6 protein-coding genes are annotated in these 17,917 nt (G+C 74.2%); 3 read left to right on the top strand and 3 right to left on the bottom strand.

Features of this window, described 5'->3' with window-relative positions:
- Positions 1-2 precede the first annotated feature (2 nt).
- Together AC5L38_RS32670 and entS are read right to left on the bottom strand one after the other, a co-directional pair.
- The gene (locus AC5L38_RS32670) at positions 3-446 is read right to left on the bottom strand and encodes a hypothetical protein (RefSeq protein WP_495246660.1); all 444 of its coding nucleotides are present in this window, start codon (positions 444-446) and stop codon (positions 3-5) included.
- A gap of 191 nt (positions 447-637) precedes the next feature.
- A complete protein-coding gene (gene entS / locus AC5L38_RS32665; RefSeq protein WP_495246659.1) occupies positions 638-1,879 on the bottom strand; it encodes an enterobactin transporter EntS in 1,242 nt (413 codons plus the stop codon).
- A gap of 78 nt (positions 1,880-1,957) precedes the next feature.
- On the opposite strand from entS, the gene panD reads away from it, so the two are divergent.
- The gene (gene panD / locus AC5L38_RS32660) at positions 1,958-2,365 is read left to right on the top strand and encodes an aspartate 1-decarboxylase (protein WP_350974304.1); all 408 of its coding nucleotides are present in this window, start codon (positions 1,958-1,960) and stop codon (positions 2,363-2,365) included.
- Positions 2,366-2,368: 3 nt separating this feature from the next.
- Positions 2,369-3,946, top strand: coding sequence for a (2,3-dihydroxybenzoyl)adenylate synthase (locus AC5L38_RS32655; protein WP_495246658.1), 1,578 nt, complete (start codon positions 2,369-2,371; stop codon positions 3,944-3,946).
- A 199-nt stretch (positions 3,947-4,145) separates the two neighbouring features.
- Here AC5L38_RS32655 and AC5L38_RS32650 read toward each other — a convergent pair whose 3' ends face one another.
- Entirely contained in the window at positions 4,146-5,501 is a 1,356-nt protein-coding gene (locus AC5L38_RS32650; RefSeq protein WP_495246657.1) for a salicylate synthase, read from the bottom strand.
- Positions 5,502-5,668: 167 nt separating this feature from the next.
- Between AC5L38_RS32650 and AC5L38_RS32645 the strand changes: the two genes are divergently transcribed.
- Positions 5,669-17,830 (top strand): amino acid adenylation domain-containing protein, encoded by a 12,162-nt coding sequence (locus tag AC5L38_RS32645; RefSeq protein ID WP_495246674.1) that lies wholly within the window; start codon positions 5,669-5,671, stop codon positions 17,828-17,830.
- The last annotated feature ends 87 nt before the right edge of the window (positions 17,831-17,917 follow it).

Genomic DNA, 17,917 nt, shown 5'->3' with positions numbered 1-17,917 from the left:
AGTCAGCGGGGGGCGAGTCTCAGCACCGCCTTGGTACGGGAGAGCGACACCACCTTTATGCCGATGCCGTTGACCGACCCCGTCGAGCGGAGGCCGAGCACCGCCTGCGAGGTCACCCCGGGCCCGGTGGCCCGCACCCGCACGGAGGTGCGATTGAAGGAGATGGACAGCCGGGTGACGCCGAACCGGGGGCTCACCTTGAACCGCACCGTCTTCGAGAGGGTGAGCTTGCACCTCCCGTCGTAGCACGCGCGGAGATTCGGTTTCGCCGTGTTTGTCACCATGTTCGTCGCCGTGCTCGCCGCCCTGTTCGCCGCCGGGGCCGCGGCCGAGACCGGCGCGAGGGCGGCCGTCCGTGCTTCCACCGGGGTCAGGCCGGTGTGCGCGGGTGCGGTGCCGCCGGTCAGGGCGGCGGCCAGCAGGAGGGCAACGGTCGTCTGAGCCATGTGCTTCCTCTCGTCGTTCCTCCGGACCTCTCCCGCGCGGGCGACGGTTCGCCGGCCGGGCGTCGCCGGTGGTCGTACGTTGACATGGATATGACGGGTTTGCTGTCACTCCTCACCATCTGACAGAGACGGCCGTTTTTCCAGCCGTTCCGCCAAACCGCCTCCACCGGTTTGGCCGGGGCGCTCCGGGGCTAAACCTCCTGCGGGTCGGCCTCCAGGGTGGCGCCGCGCAGGCCGGTGAGGGTGAGGGCGAGTGCGAGGGCGAGGGCGGCGCTGGCCGCGCCGTACACGACGATCGCGGTGCCGGGGGCCAGGTAGCGGCCGAGCGCGCCCGCGCCGAGCGCGCCGACGGCCTCGCCGCCGGTCTCCTGGGCGGCCCACAGCGCGTTCACCCGGCCGAGGTAGCCGTCGGGGGTGTGCGCCTGGATGAGGCCGTAGCGCAGGATCTCCTCGATGGACGCGACCAGGCCGTACCCGAAGAGGATCGCGACGGCGAGCGCGGGATGGGTCGCCAGCCCGAGGCAGGCCAGGAGCGCGAAGCCGCAGACCGATGCGACGAGCAGCGCCCTGCCCGGGGCACGCGAGCGCCCGGCCCAGCCGCTGGTGACCGAGCCGAGCACCGCGCCGCAGGCGGGCGCGGCGTAGAGCAGGCCGATCGTGGCCGGGCCGCCGCCCAGCTGCAGGGTCGCGAACGCGGGCATGAGCACCGGGATGCCGCCCGCCACCATGAACAGCAGGCCGAGCAGCATGAGCGAGCCGACCACGCGGTGCGAGGCCACGAACCGCAGTCCCGAGGCGATCGCCCGCAGCGGGTTCTCGGTGACCTCGGCGACCGGTCGCAGGGCGGGCAGCCTCGTCAGCAGGCCGAGGGTGGCGAGCGTTCCCACGGCGGCGGCCGCGTAGTTCCAGCCGACGCCGAACGCCGACACGGTCAGGCCGCCGAGCGCGGGGGAGAGCATCGAGCCGAGCCGTACGGTCAGCGCGTTGATCGCGCCCGCCGCGACCATCTTGTCGGGGGGGACCAGGGCGGGGGTCGCGGCGAGCAGCGCGGTGACGCTGACGCCGGTCGCCAGCCCGTCCCAGGCGGCGAGCACGTAGATGGCCGCCAGCGATGGGGAGGGCAGGAAGGCGTTCAGCGTCAGCAGCGCGAAGCCGAGCCCGGCCGCGGTGCGCGCGACCAGCATCAACCGGCGCCGGTCGTGCCGGTCGGCCAGCACGCCGCCCCACAGGAACCCCGCGAGCAGCGCGAACCCCTCGGCCGAGGAGACCGCGCCGACGTGCACGGTCGAGCCGGTCATCGCGTAGACCTGCACGGGCACCGCGACCATGAGCATGCCGATGCCGAAGACCGACACGGTGCGCGCCACGAACACGTCACGGAAGGCCCTGCTGGTCCGCAGCGGGCTGATGTCCATGGCCAGACGGCGCAGCATCTTCGGGGTTCTCCTCGACGGACGAAGTGGATAAGGTGAGGCTTACCTTAGTTGACCTTAGGGAAAGAGGACAGACCAGTGCAGCGGGTCCTTATGAACGGAAAAATCCACCGTGCGACCGTGACCCAAGCGGATTTGCACTACGTGGGTTCCCTGACGATCGACGCCGAGCTGATGGCCGCCGCCAACATCGTCGAGGGCGAGCAGGTCCACGTCGTCGACATCGACAACGGCGCCCGCCTGGTCACCTACGCCATCACCGGCGAGGCGGGCAGCGGGGTCATCGGCGTCAACGGCGCGGCGGCCCACCTGGTCCACCCCGGACATCTGGTCATCATCATCTCGTACGGGAACTTCGACGACGCGGAGGCGCGAGCGCACCTGCCCAGCGTCGTCCACGTGGACGGCGCCAACCGTGTCGTCGCGCTCGGCACCGACCCGGCCGAGCCGGTCGCGGGCGCGGTGGCCCAGATCGCGGGACGGTGAGCCGTGGAGGGATTCACCCCCTGGCCCGAGGAGTTCGCGGCGCGCTACCTGGCCGAGGGCTACTGGAGCGACCGGCTGCTCGGTGACGTGCTGGGCGGGGGCGACCCCGGACGGACCGCCCTCGTGGCCGGCGACGAGCGGCTGACCTACGCCGAGCTGGACCGCCGCGCCGAGCGCACCGCCGCCGGGTTCGCGCGGCTGGGCATCGGGCGCGGCGACCGCGTCGTGGTGCAGCTGCCCAACACCACCTCCTTCGTCGTCGTCTTCCTCGCCCTGGTCAGGATCGGCGCCGCCCCGGTGCTCGCCCTGCCCGCGCACCGCAGCAGCGAGATCGGCTACCTGTGCGAGCTGAGCGAGGCCAGGGCGTACGTCATCCCCGACGCGCACGGCGGGTTCGACTACCGCGACCTGGCCCGGTCGCTGGCCGTGGAGCACGTCGTGGTGGACGGGGACGCCCAGGAGTTCACCGCCCTGGCCGACCTCGACTCCGGCTCCGACACCGATCCGGTGGAGTACGAGCGGCCCGATCCGGCCGACGTGGGGGTGTTCCTGCTCTCCGGCGGCACCACCGGGCTGCCGAAGCTGATCCCGCGCACCCACCGCGACTACGTCTACAACCTGGAGGCCAGCGCCGAGGTCTGCGGCTTCGACGGCGAGACGGTCTACCTCGTGGTCCTCCCGGTCGCGCACAACTTCGCGCTCGCCTGCCCGGGGGTGCTGGGGGTGTTCGCCAAGGGGGGCACCGTCGTCCTGGCGCCCTCCGGGTCGCCCGACGAGGCGTTCCCGCTCATCGAGCGGGAGAGGGCGACGGTGTGCGCGGTGGTGCCGCCCATCGCGCTGCTCTGGCTGGAGGCGGCGACCTGGTCGAAGGAGGACCTGTCGTCGCTTCGGTTGCTGCAGGTGGGCGGGGCCAAGTTCGCCGCCGAGCGGGCCAGGCAGGTTCCCGGCGTGCTGGGTTGCGCGGTGCAGCAGGTGCTGGGCATGGCCGAGGGGCTGCTCAACTACACCCGGCTGGACGACCCCCGCGAGCTGGTCGACACCACGCAGGGCAGGCCGCTGTCCCCGGCCGACGAGATCCTCGTGGTCGACTCCGACGGCGCCGAGGTCGCCCCCGGCGAGGTGGGCGAGCTGCTCACCCGCGGCCCGTACACCCTGCGCGGCTACTACCGCGCGCCGGAGCACAACGCGCGCTCCTTCACCCCCGACGGCTTCTACCGGACCGGGGACCTGGCGCGGGTGCTCCCCTCCGGCCACCTCGTCGTGGAGGGCCGCGACAAGGACCAGATCAACCGGGGCGGTGACAAGATCTCCGCCGAGGAGCTGGAGAACCACCTGCTGGCCCACCCGGCGGTGCACGACGCCGCGGTGGTCGGCCTCCCGGACGAGGTGATGGGGGAGCGGACCTGCGCCTTCCTGATCGTCCGGGACAAGGCGCCGACCCTCCGGGAGATCAAGCAGTTCCTCAAGGAACGCGGCGTGGCGGGGTACAAGTGGCCCGACCGCGTCGAGCTGGTCGAGGCCTTCCCCCGAACCCCGGTCGGCAAGATCAGCAAGAAGGAGCTGGCCGCGAGCCTGCGCTGAGCGACCCCGCATCTCCGCATCCGTACGTGTGAGGGCGCCGGTGAAACGCCGGCGCCCTCACGTGTGGGTGAGACGTCGGTGCCCCCTCGCGCGCGGACAGAACGCCGGCGCCCTCACGCGCGGGGAAGGCGCGTGAGGGCGGACGGGGCGGGGGGACGGTGCGGGGGACCGGTGCGCGGGGACGCCGGGCGGCGTCTCCTCAGGCGCGCGGGACCACGTACGGGGCGATGCTGGAGAGCTTCTCGCAGGTCTCCTCGTACTCCCGCTCGGGCGTCGAGCCGGACACGATGCCGGCGCCGGCCCGCAGCCAGGCCCGGCCGTTCTCGCTGTAGACGGCGCGCAACACCAGGGCGGCGTCCATCGCCCCGTCCTGGGAGACGGTCAGGACGGCTCCGGCGTACAGGCCCCTGGGCTCCTCCAGGCGGGCGATCGCGTCGATCGCCCCCGCCTTGGGGATGCCCGAGGCGGTCACGCCGGGGAAGAGCGCGTCGAGCGCGTCCCAGCCGGTGCGGCCGGGCGACAGCTCACCGCTCACGCTCGACCCCAGGTGCTGCACGCTGCCGCGCTCCTTCACCGCCATGAAGCCGGTGACCCGGACCGTGCCGGGCGCGCACACCCGGTACAGCTCGTCCTGCGAGGCGCGTACGGACACGGCGTGCTCGAAGATCTCCTTGGGGTCGTTCTCCAGCTCGCGGCGGGTCTTCGAGTCCACGTCCTCGCCCCGGCCGAAGGCCCGCGTGCCGGCCAGCGGCTGGGTCGCCACCGTGCCGTGCTCGTCGACCCTCACCAGCACCTCGGGACTGAACCCGGCGGCCTGGAAGCCGCCCAGGTCGAGGAGGAAGGAGCGGGCCGGGGTGTTGGCGGCGCGGCCGCACGCGTACGTCGCGACGACGTCGACGGGGAAGGGGATCGGCAGCCGCCGCGAGACGATGACCTTCTCGTAGAGCCCGGCGTCGATCTCGGAGATCGCCTGGGCGACCCGCGAGCGGTAGACGTCGCCGCCGGGGCGCACGTCGACCGGCTTCGGGGCCGGTGTCGCGGGCGCGCCCCGGCCGGACAGCAGCTCGGCGACGCGCTCCGCCTCGCCGGCGTCGGCGCTCACCACCAGCGCGCGTCCCGCCTCGATGCGCACCTCGGTGCGCGGCACGACCAGGTGGGCGAGCCTGCCCGCCGGGGTGAGCGCGGCGAACTCGAACGCGATCCAGCCGTAGGCGTTCCAGACCGGCCAGGGGGCGGCCCGCAACGCCGCCTCCAGCGCCGCGGCCGGACGGCCGGACCACGGCTCCTCGGCCGACTCCACGGAGTCCACCGAGCCGAGCGGGTCGAGCGAATCGAGCGGGTCGAGCGAATCGAACGAGGTCGAGGAGGGCCCGTCCCGCCAGCGGCTGCGCACGACCCCGGGTTCGAGGATCACCTCCCCCATCACTCCGCCCGCGAAGGTCCACAGGCCCGGTCGCTCGTACACGGTGTAGTCGTCGAACAGCCCGGACCCGGCCAGGAGGGCGACCAGACGCAACGGGTCGGCTGTGCTCTCGACCACTACCTCTGTGCGCATCTCATCCGTGCGGACACCAAAGGACAACGAACCCACCCCTCTGCGAAACCGGACAATACCGATCAATTTAGGTAAGGCTAACCTTGTGTGGATTTAAGAGGCAAGGCTAACCTAAGTCTCGATGCGGGACAGCGTGCCCGACCCCGGCCCCGAAGGAAGAGTTGAGCGTGCGGGAACAGCAGCAGGACGTTGCACGACGGCGCGAACTGATGCGGCGGATGATGGCCGAGGCGGGGCTCGGCCTCGACAGGGACCGCATCACTCCACGTCGCGTCGGTGGCCCCGCCCCGCTGTCCTACGCGCAGCAGAGCATGTGGCTGCACCACCGGACGTTCCCCTCCAGCCCCGCCTACAACGTGTGCCTGCTGGTGCGCATGTCGGGCGCGCTCGACCCCGAGGCGCTCCGCGAGGCGTTGCGCGCGCTGCTGCGCAGGCACGCGGTGCTGCGCACGGTCTACGACGAGAACGACGAGGGGACGCCGTTCCAGCACGTCGTCGCCGACGACTCCCTCGACCTGCCGCCGCGCGACTGCGCCGAGGCCGACGCCGAGGCGTACGCCGAACGGCTCGCGGCGCTCCCCTTCGACCTGCGCGCCGACCGGCCGATCCGGCTGGAACTGCTGCGGTTCGGCGACGACGCGTACGGCCTGGTCCTGGTCGTGCACCACATCGCCTGGGACGGCATGACCTGGGGGTCGCTGTCGCGCGACCTGTCGGCCCTGTACCGCGCCGCCGTCTCCGGCGAGCCGCACGGCCTGCCCACGCTGAGCGTCCACTACCCCGACTTCGCCGCCTGGGAGCAGAACCGCCCGCTCCCGGCGGAGGAGATGGACTACTGGCGGGGACGCCTCGACCCGCCGCCCGCGCCCCTGGACCTGCCCGCCGACCGCCCGCGCGGCGCGACCGCGTCCGAGCGGGGCGGGCGCAGGGCCCGCCGCTTCGACGACGCCGTCACCGCCGGGATGCGGGAGCTCGCCGCGAGGGAGAACCTCACCCCGTACATGGTGATGCTCGCCGCCCACGCGGTGCTCCTGCACCGCTACACCGGCGCGACCGACGTCGCGATCGGCTCGGCGGTGATGAACCGCGAGCACACCGAGATCGAGCGGCTGGCCGGGAACTTCGGCAACACCCTCGTGCTGCGCACCGACCTGTCCGGCGCGCCCACCTTCCGCGAGGTCCTGCACCGGGTCCGCGACACCTGCACCGAGGGCTTCGCGAACCGGACGCTGCCCTACGACAAGCTCGTGCAGGAGCTGCGGCCCGCCCGCAGGCGCGGCGGCTCGCCGTTCTTCGACACCATGCTGCTCTTCCTCGCCCAGGAGATCGGCGAGCTGGACCTGCCCGGCGTCACCACGAGCTGGACGCACATCCACAACGGCACCACCCACTTCGACCTGTCGCTGGAGGCCTTCGTCCGGCCCCACGGGATGACCGTCGAGGCGACCTTCCGGCGCGAGCTGTTCGACGACGAGCGCGTCGACGCCCTCCTCGCCCACCTGGAGACGCTGCTCGGCGACGCGGTGAGCCGCCCGGACCTGCGGATCGCCGACCTGGAGCTGCTCGGCGCGGCCGAGTCGGCCCTGCTGGCGGAGTGGAACGACACCTCGTGCCCCGTGCCGGACACGACGGTGACCTCGCTGTTCGAGGAGCAGGCCGCCCGCACCCCCGGCGCGGTCGCCGTCGACGGCGCCTCCGGGACGCTCACCTACGCCGAGCTGGACCTGCGGGCCTCGGCGCTCGCCCGGACGCTGCGCGAGCGCGGCGCGGGCCCCGGCCGGGTCGTCGCGCTCGCCCTGCCCCGCACCCCCGACCTGGTGGTCGCGCTGCTGGCCGTGCTGAAGTCGGGCGCCGCCTACCTGCCGCTGGACCTGGACCACCCGGCCGACCGGCTCGCCTACATGATTCAGGACGCGGCCCCGCTCTGCGTGATCGCGACCCCGGAGACCGCGGCTCTCCTCCCGCCGGAAACCGGGACGCTGGCCCCGGACGACACTCTTCCCGGCGGCGAGGAACCGTCGCACCCGGTCCGGGGCGGCGACCTGGCGTACGTCATCTACACCTCGGGCTCGACCGGCCGCCCCAAGGGCGTGGCCGTCCCGCACTCCGCGCTCACCGCCTTCCTCGTCACGATGAGGGAGCGCCTCGCCCTGAGCGCCGACGACCGGCTCGTCGCGGTGACCACGATCGCGTTCGACATCGCCGCGCTGGAGCTGTACGTGCCGCTGATCAGCGGCGCGACCGTCGTGCTCGCCGGACGCGAGACCGTGCGCGACCCGGCCGCGCTGGGCGCGTTGCTCGCCGGGGCGACCGTCGTCCAGGGCACCCCGTCGCTGCTGGGCTCGCTGGACCCGGCCGCGCTGCGCGGGCTGCGGGTGCTCGTCGGCGGCGAGGCCCTCCCGGCCGCGCTCGCCGGGAGCCTGCACGCGGTGGCGGCGTCGGCCGTCAACGTGTACGGGCCGACCGAGGCGACGATCTGGGCGACCTCCGCCGAGCTGCCGTCGCCCGGGATCGGCGCGCCGTTCCCCAACACCCGCGCCTACGTCCTGGACGCCGCGCTGCGCCCCGCCCCGGTCGGCGTCCCCGGCGAGCTCTACCTCGCGGGGACGCAGCTGGCGCGCGGCTACGCGGGCCGGCCCGGCCTGACCGCGGAACGCTTCGTCGCCGACCCCTTCGGCCCGCCCGGCGAGCGCATGTACCGCACCGGCGACCTGGCCCGGTGGGGCCGCGACGGGACGCTGGAGTACCTGGGACGCACCGACGACCAGGTGAAGATCCGCGGCTTCCGCATCGAGCCCGCCGAGGTGCAGGCCGTGCTCGCCGCCTGCCCCGGCGTCGCCCAGGCCGCCGTCGTGGTCCGCGAGGACACGCCGGGCGAGAGGCGGCTGGTCGCGTACGTCGTGCCGGAGGGCGACCTCGACGAGGCGGACCTGCGGGCGGCGGCGGCAGGGGCGCTGCCCGAGTACATGCTTCCCTCCGCGACGGTCCTGCTCGACGCGCTGCCGCGTACCGTCAACGGCAAGCTCGACCGGGCCGCGCTGCCCGCGCCCGAGGTGCGGGTGTCGAGCCGGGGGCCGCGCGACGAGCGCGAGGCGGCGCTGTGCGCGGTCTTCGCCGAGACCCTCGGCCTGGACGCGGTCGGCATAGACGACGACTTCTTCGCCCTGGGCGGCCACTCCCTGCTCGCCACCCGCCTCGCCGGGCGGGTGCGCGCCGCGCTCGACGCCGAGCTCACCATCGCCGACGTCTTCGAGGCGCCCACGGTCGCCACGCTGGCCCCCCGGCTGGTGCGGGGCACCCGGCCGAGGGTCCGCGACGTGACCCGGCCCGCGATCGTCCCCGCCTCGCCCGCCCAGCGCGGCTTCTGGTTCGAGGAACGCCTGCGCGGCCCCTCGGCCGCCGACGCGCTCCCGCTCGGCCTGCGCCTGTACGGGCCGGTCGACGTCGACGCCCTGCGCGCCGCGTTCGGCGACGTCATCGCCCGGCACGAGGCGCTGCGCACCCTGCTGGAGGAGGGCTCCGACGGGCTGCCCGTCCAGCGCGTCCTCGACACCGGCGAGGCCGCCTTCGACGTGGTGGACGCGCGCGGCAGGCCGGAGGAGTGGCTGCGCGCGGCCGAGACGAGGGCCGCCTCGCACGTCTTCGACCTCGGGGCCGACCTGCCCATCCGGGCGACCCTGCTGCGGGTGGCCGCCGAGGAGTTCGTGCTCGTCGTGCTCCAGCACCACGCCGCCGCCGACGAGTGGTCGTTCACCCCGCTGCTCGCCGACCTGTCGCGCGCCTACACCGCCCGCGCCACGGGCACCGCACCGGACTGGGCGCCGCTGCCCGTGCAGTACGCCGACTACGCCGTCTGGCGGAGCGAGTCCCCGGCCCCCGCCGAACAGCTCGACTTCTGGGAGCGGACGCTGCGCGGGCTGCCCGAGGAGAGCGCGCCGCCGGCCGACCGGCCCCGTCCCGCCGAGGCGAGCCACCGGGGCGGGCTGGTGCCGTTCCGGCTGCCGCTGGCCGGGGCGCGACGGCTCGCCCTGGAGACCGGCACCAGCGTCTTCATGGTCCTGCACGCCGCCGTGGCCGCGCTCCTGCACCGGGCCGGCGCGGGCGACGACGTGGCGCTCGGCTCGCCCATCGCGGGCCGCCCCGACTCCGACCTCGCGGACCTGGTCGGCGTGTTCGTCAACCTCGTCGTGCTGCGCACCGACCTGAGCGGCGACCCCACCTTCACCGAGCTGCTGGAGCGGGTACGCCGCACCGACCTGGCCGCGTTCTCCAACGCGGACGTGCCGTTCGAGCAGGTGGTGGAGCGGCTCGCCCCCGAGCGCTCGCTCGCCCGCAGCCCGCTGTTCCAGGTGATGATCGTCCACCAGCGGCTGGAGGACGTGCGGCTGCGGCTGCCCGGCGTGCGCGCCGAGCCGTTCCTGCCCGAGACCGGCGGCGTCAAGTTCGACCTGGACGTCTACTTCGCCGAGGGCGAGGAGCTGATCGAGGGGTTCGTCGCCTACGCCACCGACCTCTTCGACGCCGAGACCGTCACCGGCATGCTCGCCGAGCTCGGCGAGCTGCTCGACCGGGCCACCGAGGACCCGGCGCGGCGCCTGTCGTCGCTCGGCACCCCGCTCCAGGGGGTCGCGCGGCCCGACACCGCCCGCGCGTTCGCCCCGCTCACCGTCGCCCAGCGGATCGAGGAGCAGGTGGCGCGCACCCCGCACGCCACCGCCGTCGTCACGGGCGGCGCCTCCGGCGTCGTTTCCGGCGTCGTTTCCGGGGACGGCGACGGCTACGGCGCGACGACCCTCAGCTACGCCGAGCTGGACGAGCGCGCCGAGGCCCTCGCCGACCGGCTCGCCGCCGCCGGAGCGGGCCCCGAGCAGATCGTCGCGATCGCGCTGCCCCGCTCGGCCGAGCTCGTCGTGGCCCTGCTCGCCGTGCTCAAGACCGGCGCGGCCTACCTGCCGATCGACACGACCTACCCGCGCTCCAGGATCGACCTGATGCTCGGCACCGCCAGGCCGCTGCTGGTCCTCGGCGCCGACGAGCCGCCGAGGGACGCCCCGCCTCGCGCCCGGGTCGAGGTCCGCCCCGACCACCCCGCGTACGTGATCTTCACCTCGGGGTCCACCGGGACCCCCAAGGCCGTGGTCGGCACCCAGCGGGCACTGGCCAACCGGCTCGCCTGGGGCGCGGACCTCGCCCCCACCGGCGTGCGGGTGGCCAAGAGCTCACCGGCCTTCATCGACGGCAGCACCGAGCTGCTCGGCGGCCTCGTCGCCGGTGACACCGTCGTCGTCGCGGACGACGACACCGCCACCGACGCGCTCGCCCTGGCCGAGCTGATCCGCCGCCACGGCGTGAACCTGGTGACCGTCGTGCCGAGCCTGCTGGCCGCGCTCATGGAGACCGGTGAACTCGGCTCCGTCACCACCTGGGTGAGCAGCGGCGAGGCCCTGCCCGCCGCCCTGGCCGAACGGGTCCCCGCCCGGCTGGTCAACCTGTACGGCTGCTCGGAGGCGGCCGGCGACAGCCTGATCGCCGAGGGCGCCGGAGGGCTCGTCCCGATCGCCAACACCGTGGCGTACGTCCTGGACGCCGGGCTCCGCGAGGTCCCGGTCGGCGAGCTCTACCTCGCCGGGGACGGCCTGGCGCGCGGCTACCTCGGTGACCCGGCCCGCACCGCCGAGCGGTTCGTGGCCAGCCCCTTCGGCCCGCCGGGATCGCGGCTCTACCGCACCGGAGACCGGGTGCGCCGCCGCCGCGACGGCTCGCTGGAGTTCCTGGGCCGGGCCGACGACCAGGTGAAGATCCGCGGCTTCCGCATCGAGCCCGGGGAGGTCGAGGCGGTGCTCGCCGCTCAGCCCGGCGTGCGCCAGGCGGCCGTGGCGGCCCGTTCGGGGCCGCGCCTCGTCGGCTACGTCGTAGGAGAGCCCGGCCTCGACCTCGACGCGCTGCGGGCCGGGCTCGGCGAGATCCTGCCCGACTATCTCGTCCCCTCCGTGCTCGTCGGCCTCGACGAGCTGCCGCGCACGCCCAACGGCAAGCTCGACCGGCGCGCGCTGCCCGAGCCCGCCGTCCGCGAGGGCCGGGCGCCGCGCACCGGCGCAGAGCGCGCCATCGCCGGCCTCGTCGCCGAGGCCCTCGGCCGGGACGGCGTCAACGCCGACGACGACTTCTTCCGCACCGGCGGCGACAGCATCAGCGCGGCCCTGCTCGTGGGCCGCGCCCGCCGCGCGGGCCTGTCCTTCTCCGTCCGCGACGTCTTCCGGCTGCGTACCGTCGAGGCCCTCGCCAGGGTCGCGGCCGGCTCCGGCGAGGTCCTGTCCGGCGAGGTCGTGGCGAGTGAGGTCCTGTCCGGCGGGGGCGTGGCGGGCGGGCCGGTGGAGGAGCGGGCCGAGCTGCCGCTGTCGCCGCTGCAGGAGGGACTGCTGTTCCACCTGATGCTCGCCGGTGAGGACCGCGACATCTACGTCCAGCAGGCCGTGGTGACCCTGGCCGGGCCCGTCGACCCCGGCCGGCTGGCCGGGGCCGCGCGCGAGGTGCTGCTGAGGTTCCCCAACCTGCGGGCCGGGTTCCGCACCGACGGCGGCCGTACCGTGCAGTTCGTCCCCCGGGACTTCGAGGTCGACTGGACCTACGCCGAGACCGGCGGCCCGGAGGCGCTGGAGGCGTTCGTCGAGGCCCAGCGCGCCCGGCCGTTCGTCCCCGACGAGCCGCCGCTGATCCGCTTCGCGCTGGCCAGGGTGGGCGACGACGACTTCCGGCTGGTGCTCACCTCCGAGCTGATCCTGCTGGACGGCTGGTCGGGCGGCCTGCTGGTCACCTCGCTGCTGGAGTCCTACACCGACGCCGCCGCCGAGCGCGCCCGGCCCGTCGTCCCCTTCCACGCCTACCTCGACTGGGTGACCGGCCAGGACCGGCAGGCCACCATAAAGACGTGGGGCCGCAGCCTGGAGGGGCTCGACGAGCCGACCCTGCTCAAGCCGGAGCTGGCCGACCGCCCCGCCGACCTCGCCACCGCCGGAGAGATCCACCGCGCGCTGCCCGAGGACCTCGCCGCCCGCCTCGGCGCCCTCGCCCGCGAGTCCGGCCTCACCCTCGGCACCCTGTACGAGAGCGCCTGGGGCCTGCTCCTGGCCGGTCTCACCGGCCGCGACGACGTGGTCTTCGGCGTCTCGGTCTCCGGCCGCCACCCCGACGTCGACGGCGTCGAGTCCATGGTCGGCCTGCTGTTCAACACCGTCCCGGTCCGGGTGCGCGCCTCGGCGGCCGACCCGCTGCGCACCGTCCTGGAGCGGGTGCAGACGTTCCAGTCGGAATTGTTCGACCACTCCTACGTCGCCCTCGCCGACGTGCAGCGGGTGACGGGCCTGGGAACCCTGTTCGACACCCTCTTCGTGTTCCAGAACTTCCCCGGCATGCCCACCGGGCGCGGCTTCGGCCCCGGCGGCGACGTGCGGGTGACCGGCCGCCAGGTGCGCGACGCGACCCACTACCCGGTCACCATGGTCGTCGAGCCCGGCACGGGCCTGCGCGTCATGTACCGGGGCGACGCCTTCACCGAGGCCGAGGCCGAACGGCTCACCGACCGGTACGTGCGCGTCCTGGAGACCCTCGCCACCGCGCCCGACACCCCCTGCCACCGGCTCGACCTGCTCCTGCCCGACGAGCACGAGGGGCTGCGCCGCGACTGGGCCGAGGCCGAGCGGTCCGTCCCCGGCCTCACCATCGCCGAACTGCTCGCCGAGCAGGCCGCGCGCACCCCGGACGAGCTCGCCCTGGTCTCCCAGCCCGACACGCGGCTCACCTACGCCGAGCTGGACGCGGCGGCCAACCGCCTGGCCCGGCTGCTGAAGGCGCACGGCGCGGGCCCGGAACGGGTGGTCGCCCTCGCCCTGCCCCGCTCCGCCGAGATGGTCGTCGCGCTGTTCGCGGTGCTCAAGACGGGCGCCGCCTACCTTCCCCTGGAGCTGGACTACCCGGCCGACCGGCTCGACTTCATGCTGGCCGACGCCGCCCCCGTCTGCCTGGTCTCGCACCGCGACATCGCCGCCGGGCTGGCGAACCCGGGCGCGGAGATCCTGCTCGACGACCCCGCCGTGCGGGAGAGACTGGCGGACCTGCCCGGCACCGGGCTGACGGCGGAGGAGCTGCCCGGCTTCGGCAGGGACGTGCCCGGACGGCTGGAGCACCCCGCGTACGTGATCTACACCTCCGGGTCCACCGGGCGCCCCAAGGGCGTGGTCACCCCCTACCGGGGCCTGACCAACATGCAGTTCAACCACCGGGCCAACATCTTCGACCCGGTGGTGGCGTCGGCCGGGCGGCGGCTGCGGATCGCGCACACCGTGTCGTTCTCCTTCGACATGTCGTGGGAGGAGCTGCTCTGGCTCATCGAGGGCCACGAGGTGCACGTCTGCGACGAGGAGCTGCGGCGCGACGCCGAGGCGCTCACCGAGTACCTGCGGCGCCACCGGATCGACGTCATCAACGTGACGCCGACCTACGCGCAGCAGCTGCTGGAGGAGGGGCTGCTCGACGGCGAGCACCGCCCGCCGCTCGTGCTGCTGGGCGGCGAGGCCGTCCCTTCGGCCGTGTGGGACCGGCTCGCGGAGGCCGAGGGGGTGCTCGGCTACAACCTCTACGGCCCGACCGAGTACACCATCAACACGCTGGGCGGCGGCACCGAGGACAGCGCCACGCCCACGGTCGGCAAGCCGATCTGGAACACCCGGGGCTACGTGCTCGACGGCTGGCTGCGCCCGGTCCCGCCCGGCTCGCCGGGAGAGCTCTACATCGCCGGGGCCGGTCTGGCCCGGGGCTACCTCGACCGGCCCGGCCTGACCGCCGAGCGGTTCGTCGCCGACCCGTTCGGCGGCGGCCGGATGTACCGCACCGGCGACCTGGTACGGGTGCGTCCGGACGGCAACATCGACTTCCTGGGCCGTACCGACGAGCAGGTGAAGATCCGCGGTTACCGGGTCGAGCTGGAGGAGGTCGAGACCGCGCTCGCCGCCGAGCCCGGGGTCGGGCAGGCCGCCGTCATCGCCGTCGGCACCGAGGTGCCCGGGGTGAAGCGGCTCGTCGGCTACGTGGTGCCCGACGGCGCCGCGCGGCCCGACGCCGAGCGCGAGCACCTGGCCGAGTGGCGGCAGATCTACGACGCCGAGTACACCGAGATCGGCACCGCCGTGCACACCGAGGACTTCGCGGGCTGGGACAGCAGCTACGACGGGTCGCCCATCCCGCTGGAGCACATGCGCGAGTGGCGCGAGACCACCGTGGCCCGCATCGAGGACCTCAAGCCCAGGCGGGTGCTGGAGATCGGCGTCGGCACCGGCCTGCTGCTGTCGCGCCTGGCCCCCGGCCGTGAGGAGTACTGGGGCACCGACTTCGCGGCCCCCGTCATCGCCAAGCTCAAGGCCGACCTCGGCCCCGACTCGCCGGTGCGCCTGAGCTGCCAGCCCGCGCACGACACCACCGGCCTGCCCGCCGGCCACTTCGACACGATCGTCGTCAACTCGGTGGTCCAGTACTTCCCGAGCGCCGCCTACCTCGCCGACGTGATCACCGCCGCGATGGACCTGCTCGCCCCCGGCGGCGCGCTGTTCGTCGGCGACGTGCGCGACCTGCGGTCGGTGCGCCTCCTGCACGCGGCGATCCAGCTCGGACGGGGAGGCGACGACGACGGCGCCGGTACGGCGGCGGTCGACCGGGCCGTGCGCATGGAGAAGGAACTCCTCCTCGACCCCGCGTTCTTCGCCTCCCTCGGCGTGGCCGCGCGGGTGGAGGTCCGCACCAAGCGGGGCGTCCACCACAACGAGCTCAGCAGGCACCGCTACGACGTGACCCTCTGGAAGTCACCTGTCACGGAGCCCACCGCGGAGCCCACCACGGAGCCCACCACAGAGCCCGCCACAGAGCCCGCCACGGGGCCCACCACGGGGCCCGCCGGGACCACGGTCGTGGACTGGGCCGGGCCGGAGGACCTGGCGGCCCGCCTGTCCGCCCGCTCCGGGCCGCTGCGCGTGCGCGCCGTCCCCGACCCCAGGCTGTCGGCCGAGCTCGCCGCGCTGCGCGCGCTGGAGGGCGGCGCCTCCCGCCGGGAGGCGCGCGAGCTGCTGTGGGCACCGGCGGAGGGGGTCGAGCCCGAACTGCTGTACGCGCTCGACCCCGGCGTGGTCACCACCCCCTCGGACGAGGTCGGCCACTACGACGCCGTCTTCGGCGGAGGGGACGCCTTCCTTTCGGCGGACCCCGACCGCAGGCCCGCGTCGTACGCGAACAACCCGGCGGCGGCCCGCGACCACGGGGCGCTCGCCGCGCGGGTGCGCGAGGGGCTGAAGAAGCGGCTGCCCGGCTACATGGTGCCGAGCGCGGTCGTCACGCTGGACGCGCTGCCGCTCACCGTCAACGGCAAGCTGGACCGGCGGGCGCTGCCCGCCCCCGACCGGCAGGGCGGCCCGCGCGGGTCGGGGCGCGCCGCCAGGACGGCGGTGGAGCACCTGCTGTGCACCCTGTTCGGCGAGGTGCTCGACGTCTCGGGCGTCGGCATCGACGACAACTTCTTCGACCTGGGCGGGCACTCGCTGCTCGCGACCCGGCTGGTCGGCAGGGTGCGCGCGGTGCTGCGCACCGAGCTCGCGATCCGCGACCTGTTCGAGGCGCCGAACGTCGCCGAGCTCGCCGGCCGCCTGCACGACAGGGCCGGTGTCACGCTGCGGCCCCCGCTGGCGCCCAGGGAGCGGCCCGAGCGCGTCCCGCTGTCGTACGCCCAGCGCAGGCTCTGGCTCATCGACCAGATCCTGCGCGAGGACGACGGCCCCCGCGAGGCGTACCACCTGCCGCTCGCCGTGCACCTGAGCGGCGCGCTGGAGGTGGACGCGCTGCGGGCCGCGATCGGCGACGTGACGGCCAGGCACGAGAGCCTGCGCACCGTCTTCGCCGAGCACGAGGGCGCGCCCTACCAGCGGATCCTGCCGCCGGAGCAGGCGCGCCCGGTCCTGGAGATCACCACCTGCTCACCCGAGGAGGTGATCGCGCGGCCGTTCGACCTCGCCACCGAGATACCGCTGCGGGTCGCGCTCATCCCGGAGGGGGAGGACGAGCACCTGCTGCTCGCGGTGTTCCACCACATCGCGTTCGACGAGTGGTCCTTCGGGCCGTTCGCCAGGGACGTGGCGCGGGCTTACGCCGCGCGCCTGGACGGGAGGCAGGACGGCGCGCCGGAGTGGAAGCCGCCCGCGGTGCAGTACGCCGACTACACGCTCTGGCAGCGCGAGCTGCTCGGCGACCCCGTCGACCCGGGAAGCCTGCACGCCCGCCAGCTCGCGTACTGGGCCAAGGCGTTGTCGGGCATGCCGGAGGAGATCCCGCTGCCGGTGGACCGGCCCAGGCCCGCCACCGTCGGCCAGCGCGGCGGGACCACGACCAGGCGGCTCCCGGCCGCGCTGGCCGGGCGGCTCCGAGGGCTGGCGCGCGGCGCCCAGGCCAGCATGTTCATGGTCTGCCAGAGCGCGGTCGCCGCGCTGCTGCACGGCACGGGCGCGGGGGAGGACATCCCGCTGGGCAGCCCCGTCGCGGGCCGTACCGACGAGGCGGCCGGTGACCTGGTCGGCTTCTTCGTCAACACGCTCGTGCTGCGCGCCGACACCTCGGGGAACCCCTCCTTCGCCGAGCTGCTCGCCCGCGTCCGCGACACCGACCTGGCCGGTCTGGCCAACCAGGACCTGCCGTTCGAGGCGCTCGTCGAGGCGCTGCGGCCCTCCCGGGTGCCGGGCAGGAACCCGTTGTTCCAGGTGATGGTCGGCTACGAGAACCAGGCCATGGGCGACGTCCGCTTCCCCGGGCTGCGGCAGCGGGAGGCGCTGTTCAGCCCGCCCGCGGCGAAGTTCGACCTCGACTTCATCTTCCGGGAGCGGGGGGAGGAGCTGCACCTCGTCGTCGACTACTCGGCCGACCTGTTCGACCCGGGCACGATCGACACGATGATCGAGGCGCTCGTCGGCGTGCTGGAGGCCGCCGCGGCCGACCCCGAGGCGCGCCTGGGCGACCTGCCCGTCACGCTCAAGGCCCGCACGGTCACCGGCACCAGCGCCGGAACCGGCGCGACCCGGCGTGACGAGGGCCGCGAGGCGATGCTGTGCCGGGCGTTCGCCGAGGTCCTGGAGGTGGACGCGGTCGGCCCGCACGACAACTTCTTCGACCTGGGCGGGCACTCGCTGCTCGTCATGCAGCTGGTGCGCCGCATCCGGCGGGAGCCGGGCTGCGCCGGAGTGAAGGTCGCGACGCTCATGACGGCACAAACCGTGGCGGAACTCGTGAACCGCCTGGAATGAGGCGCTTCACACAACCGTCAAAGATTGTTAGGTTAGGTGAGCCTAACCTAAAACTGCGAGCCCTCCCCGGGCTTTGGAAGGACATCC

The sequence above is a fragment of the Streptosporangium nanhuense genome, assembly GCF_059358815.1.
Note: the sequence above shows the minus strand (reverse complement) of the source record. Positions and strands in the feature narration are given on the sequence as shown.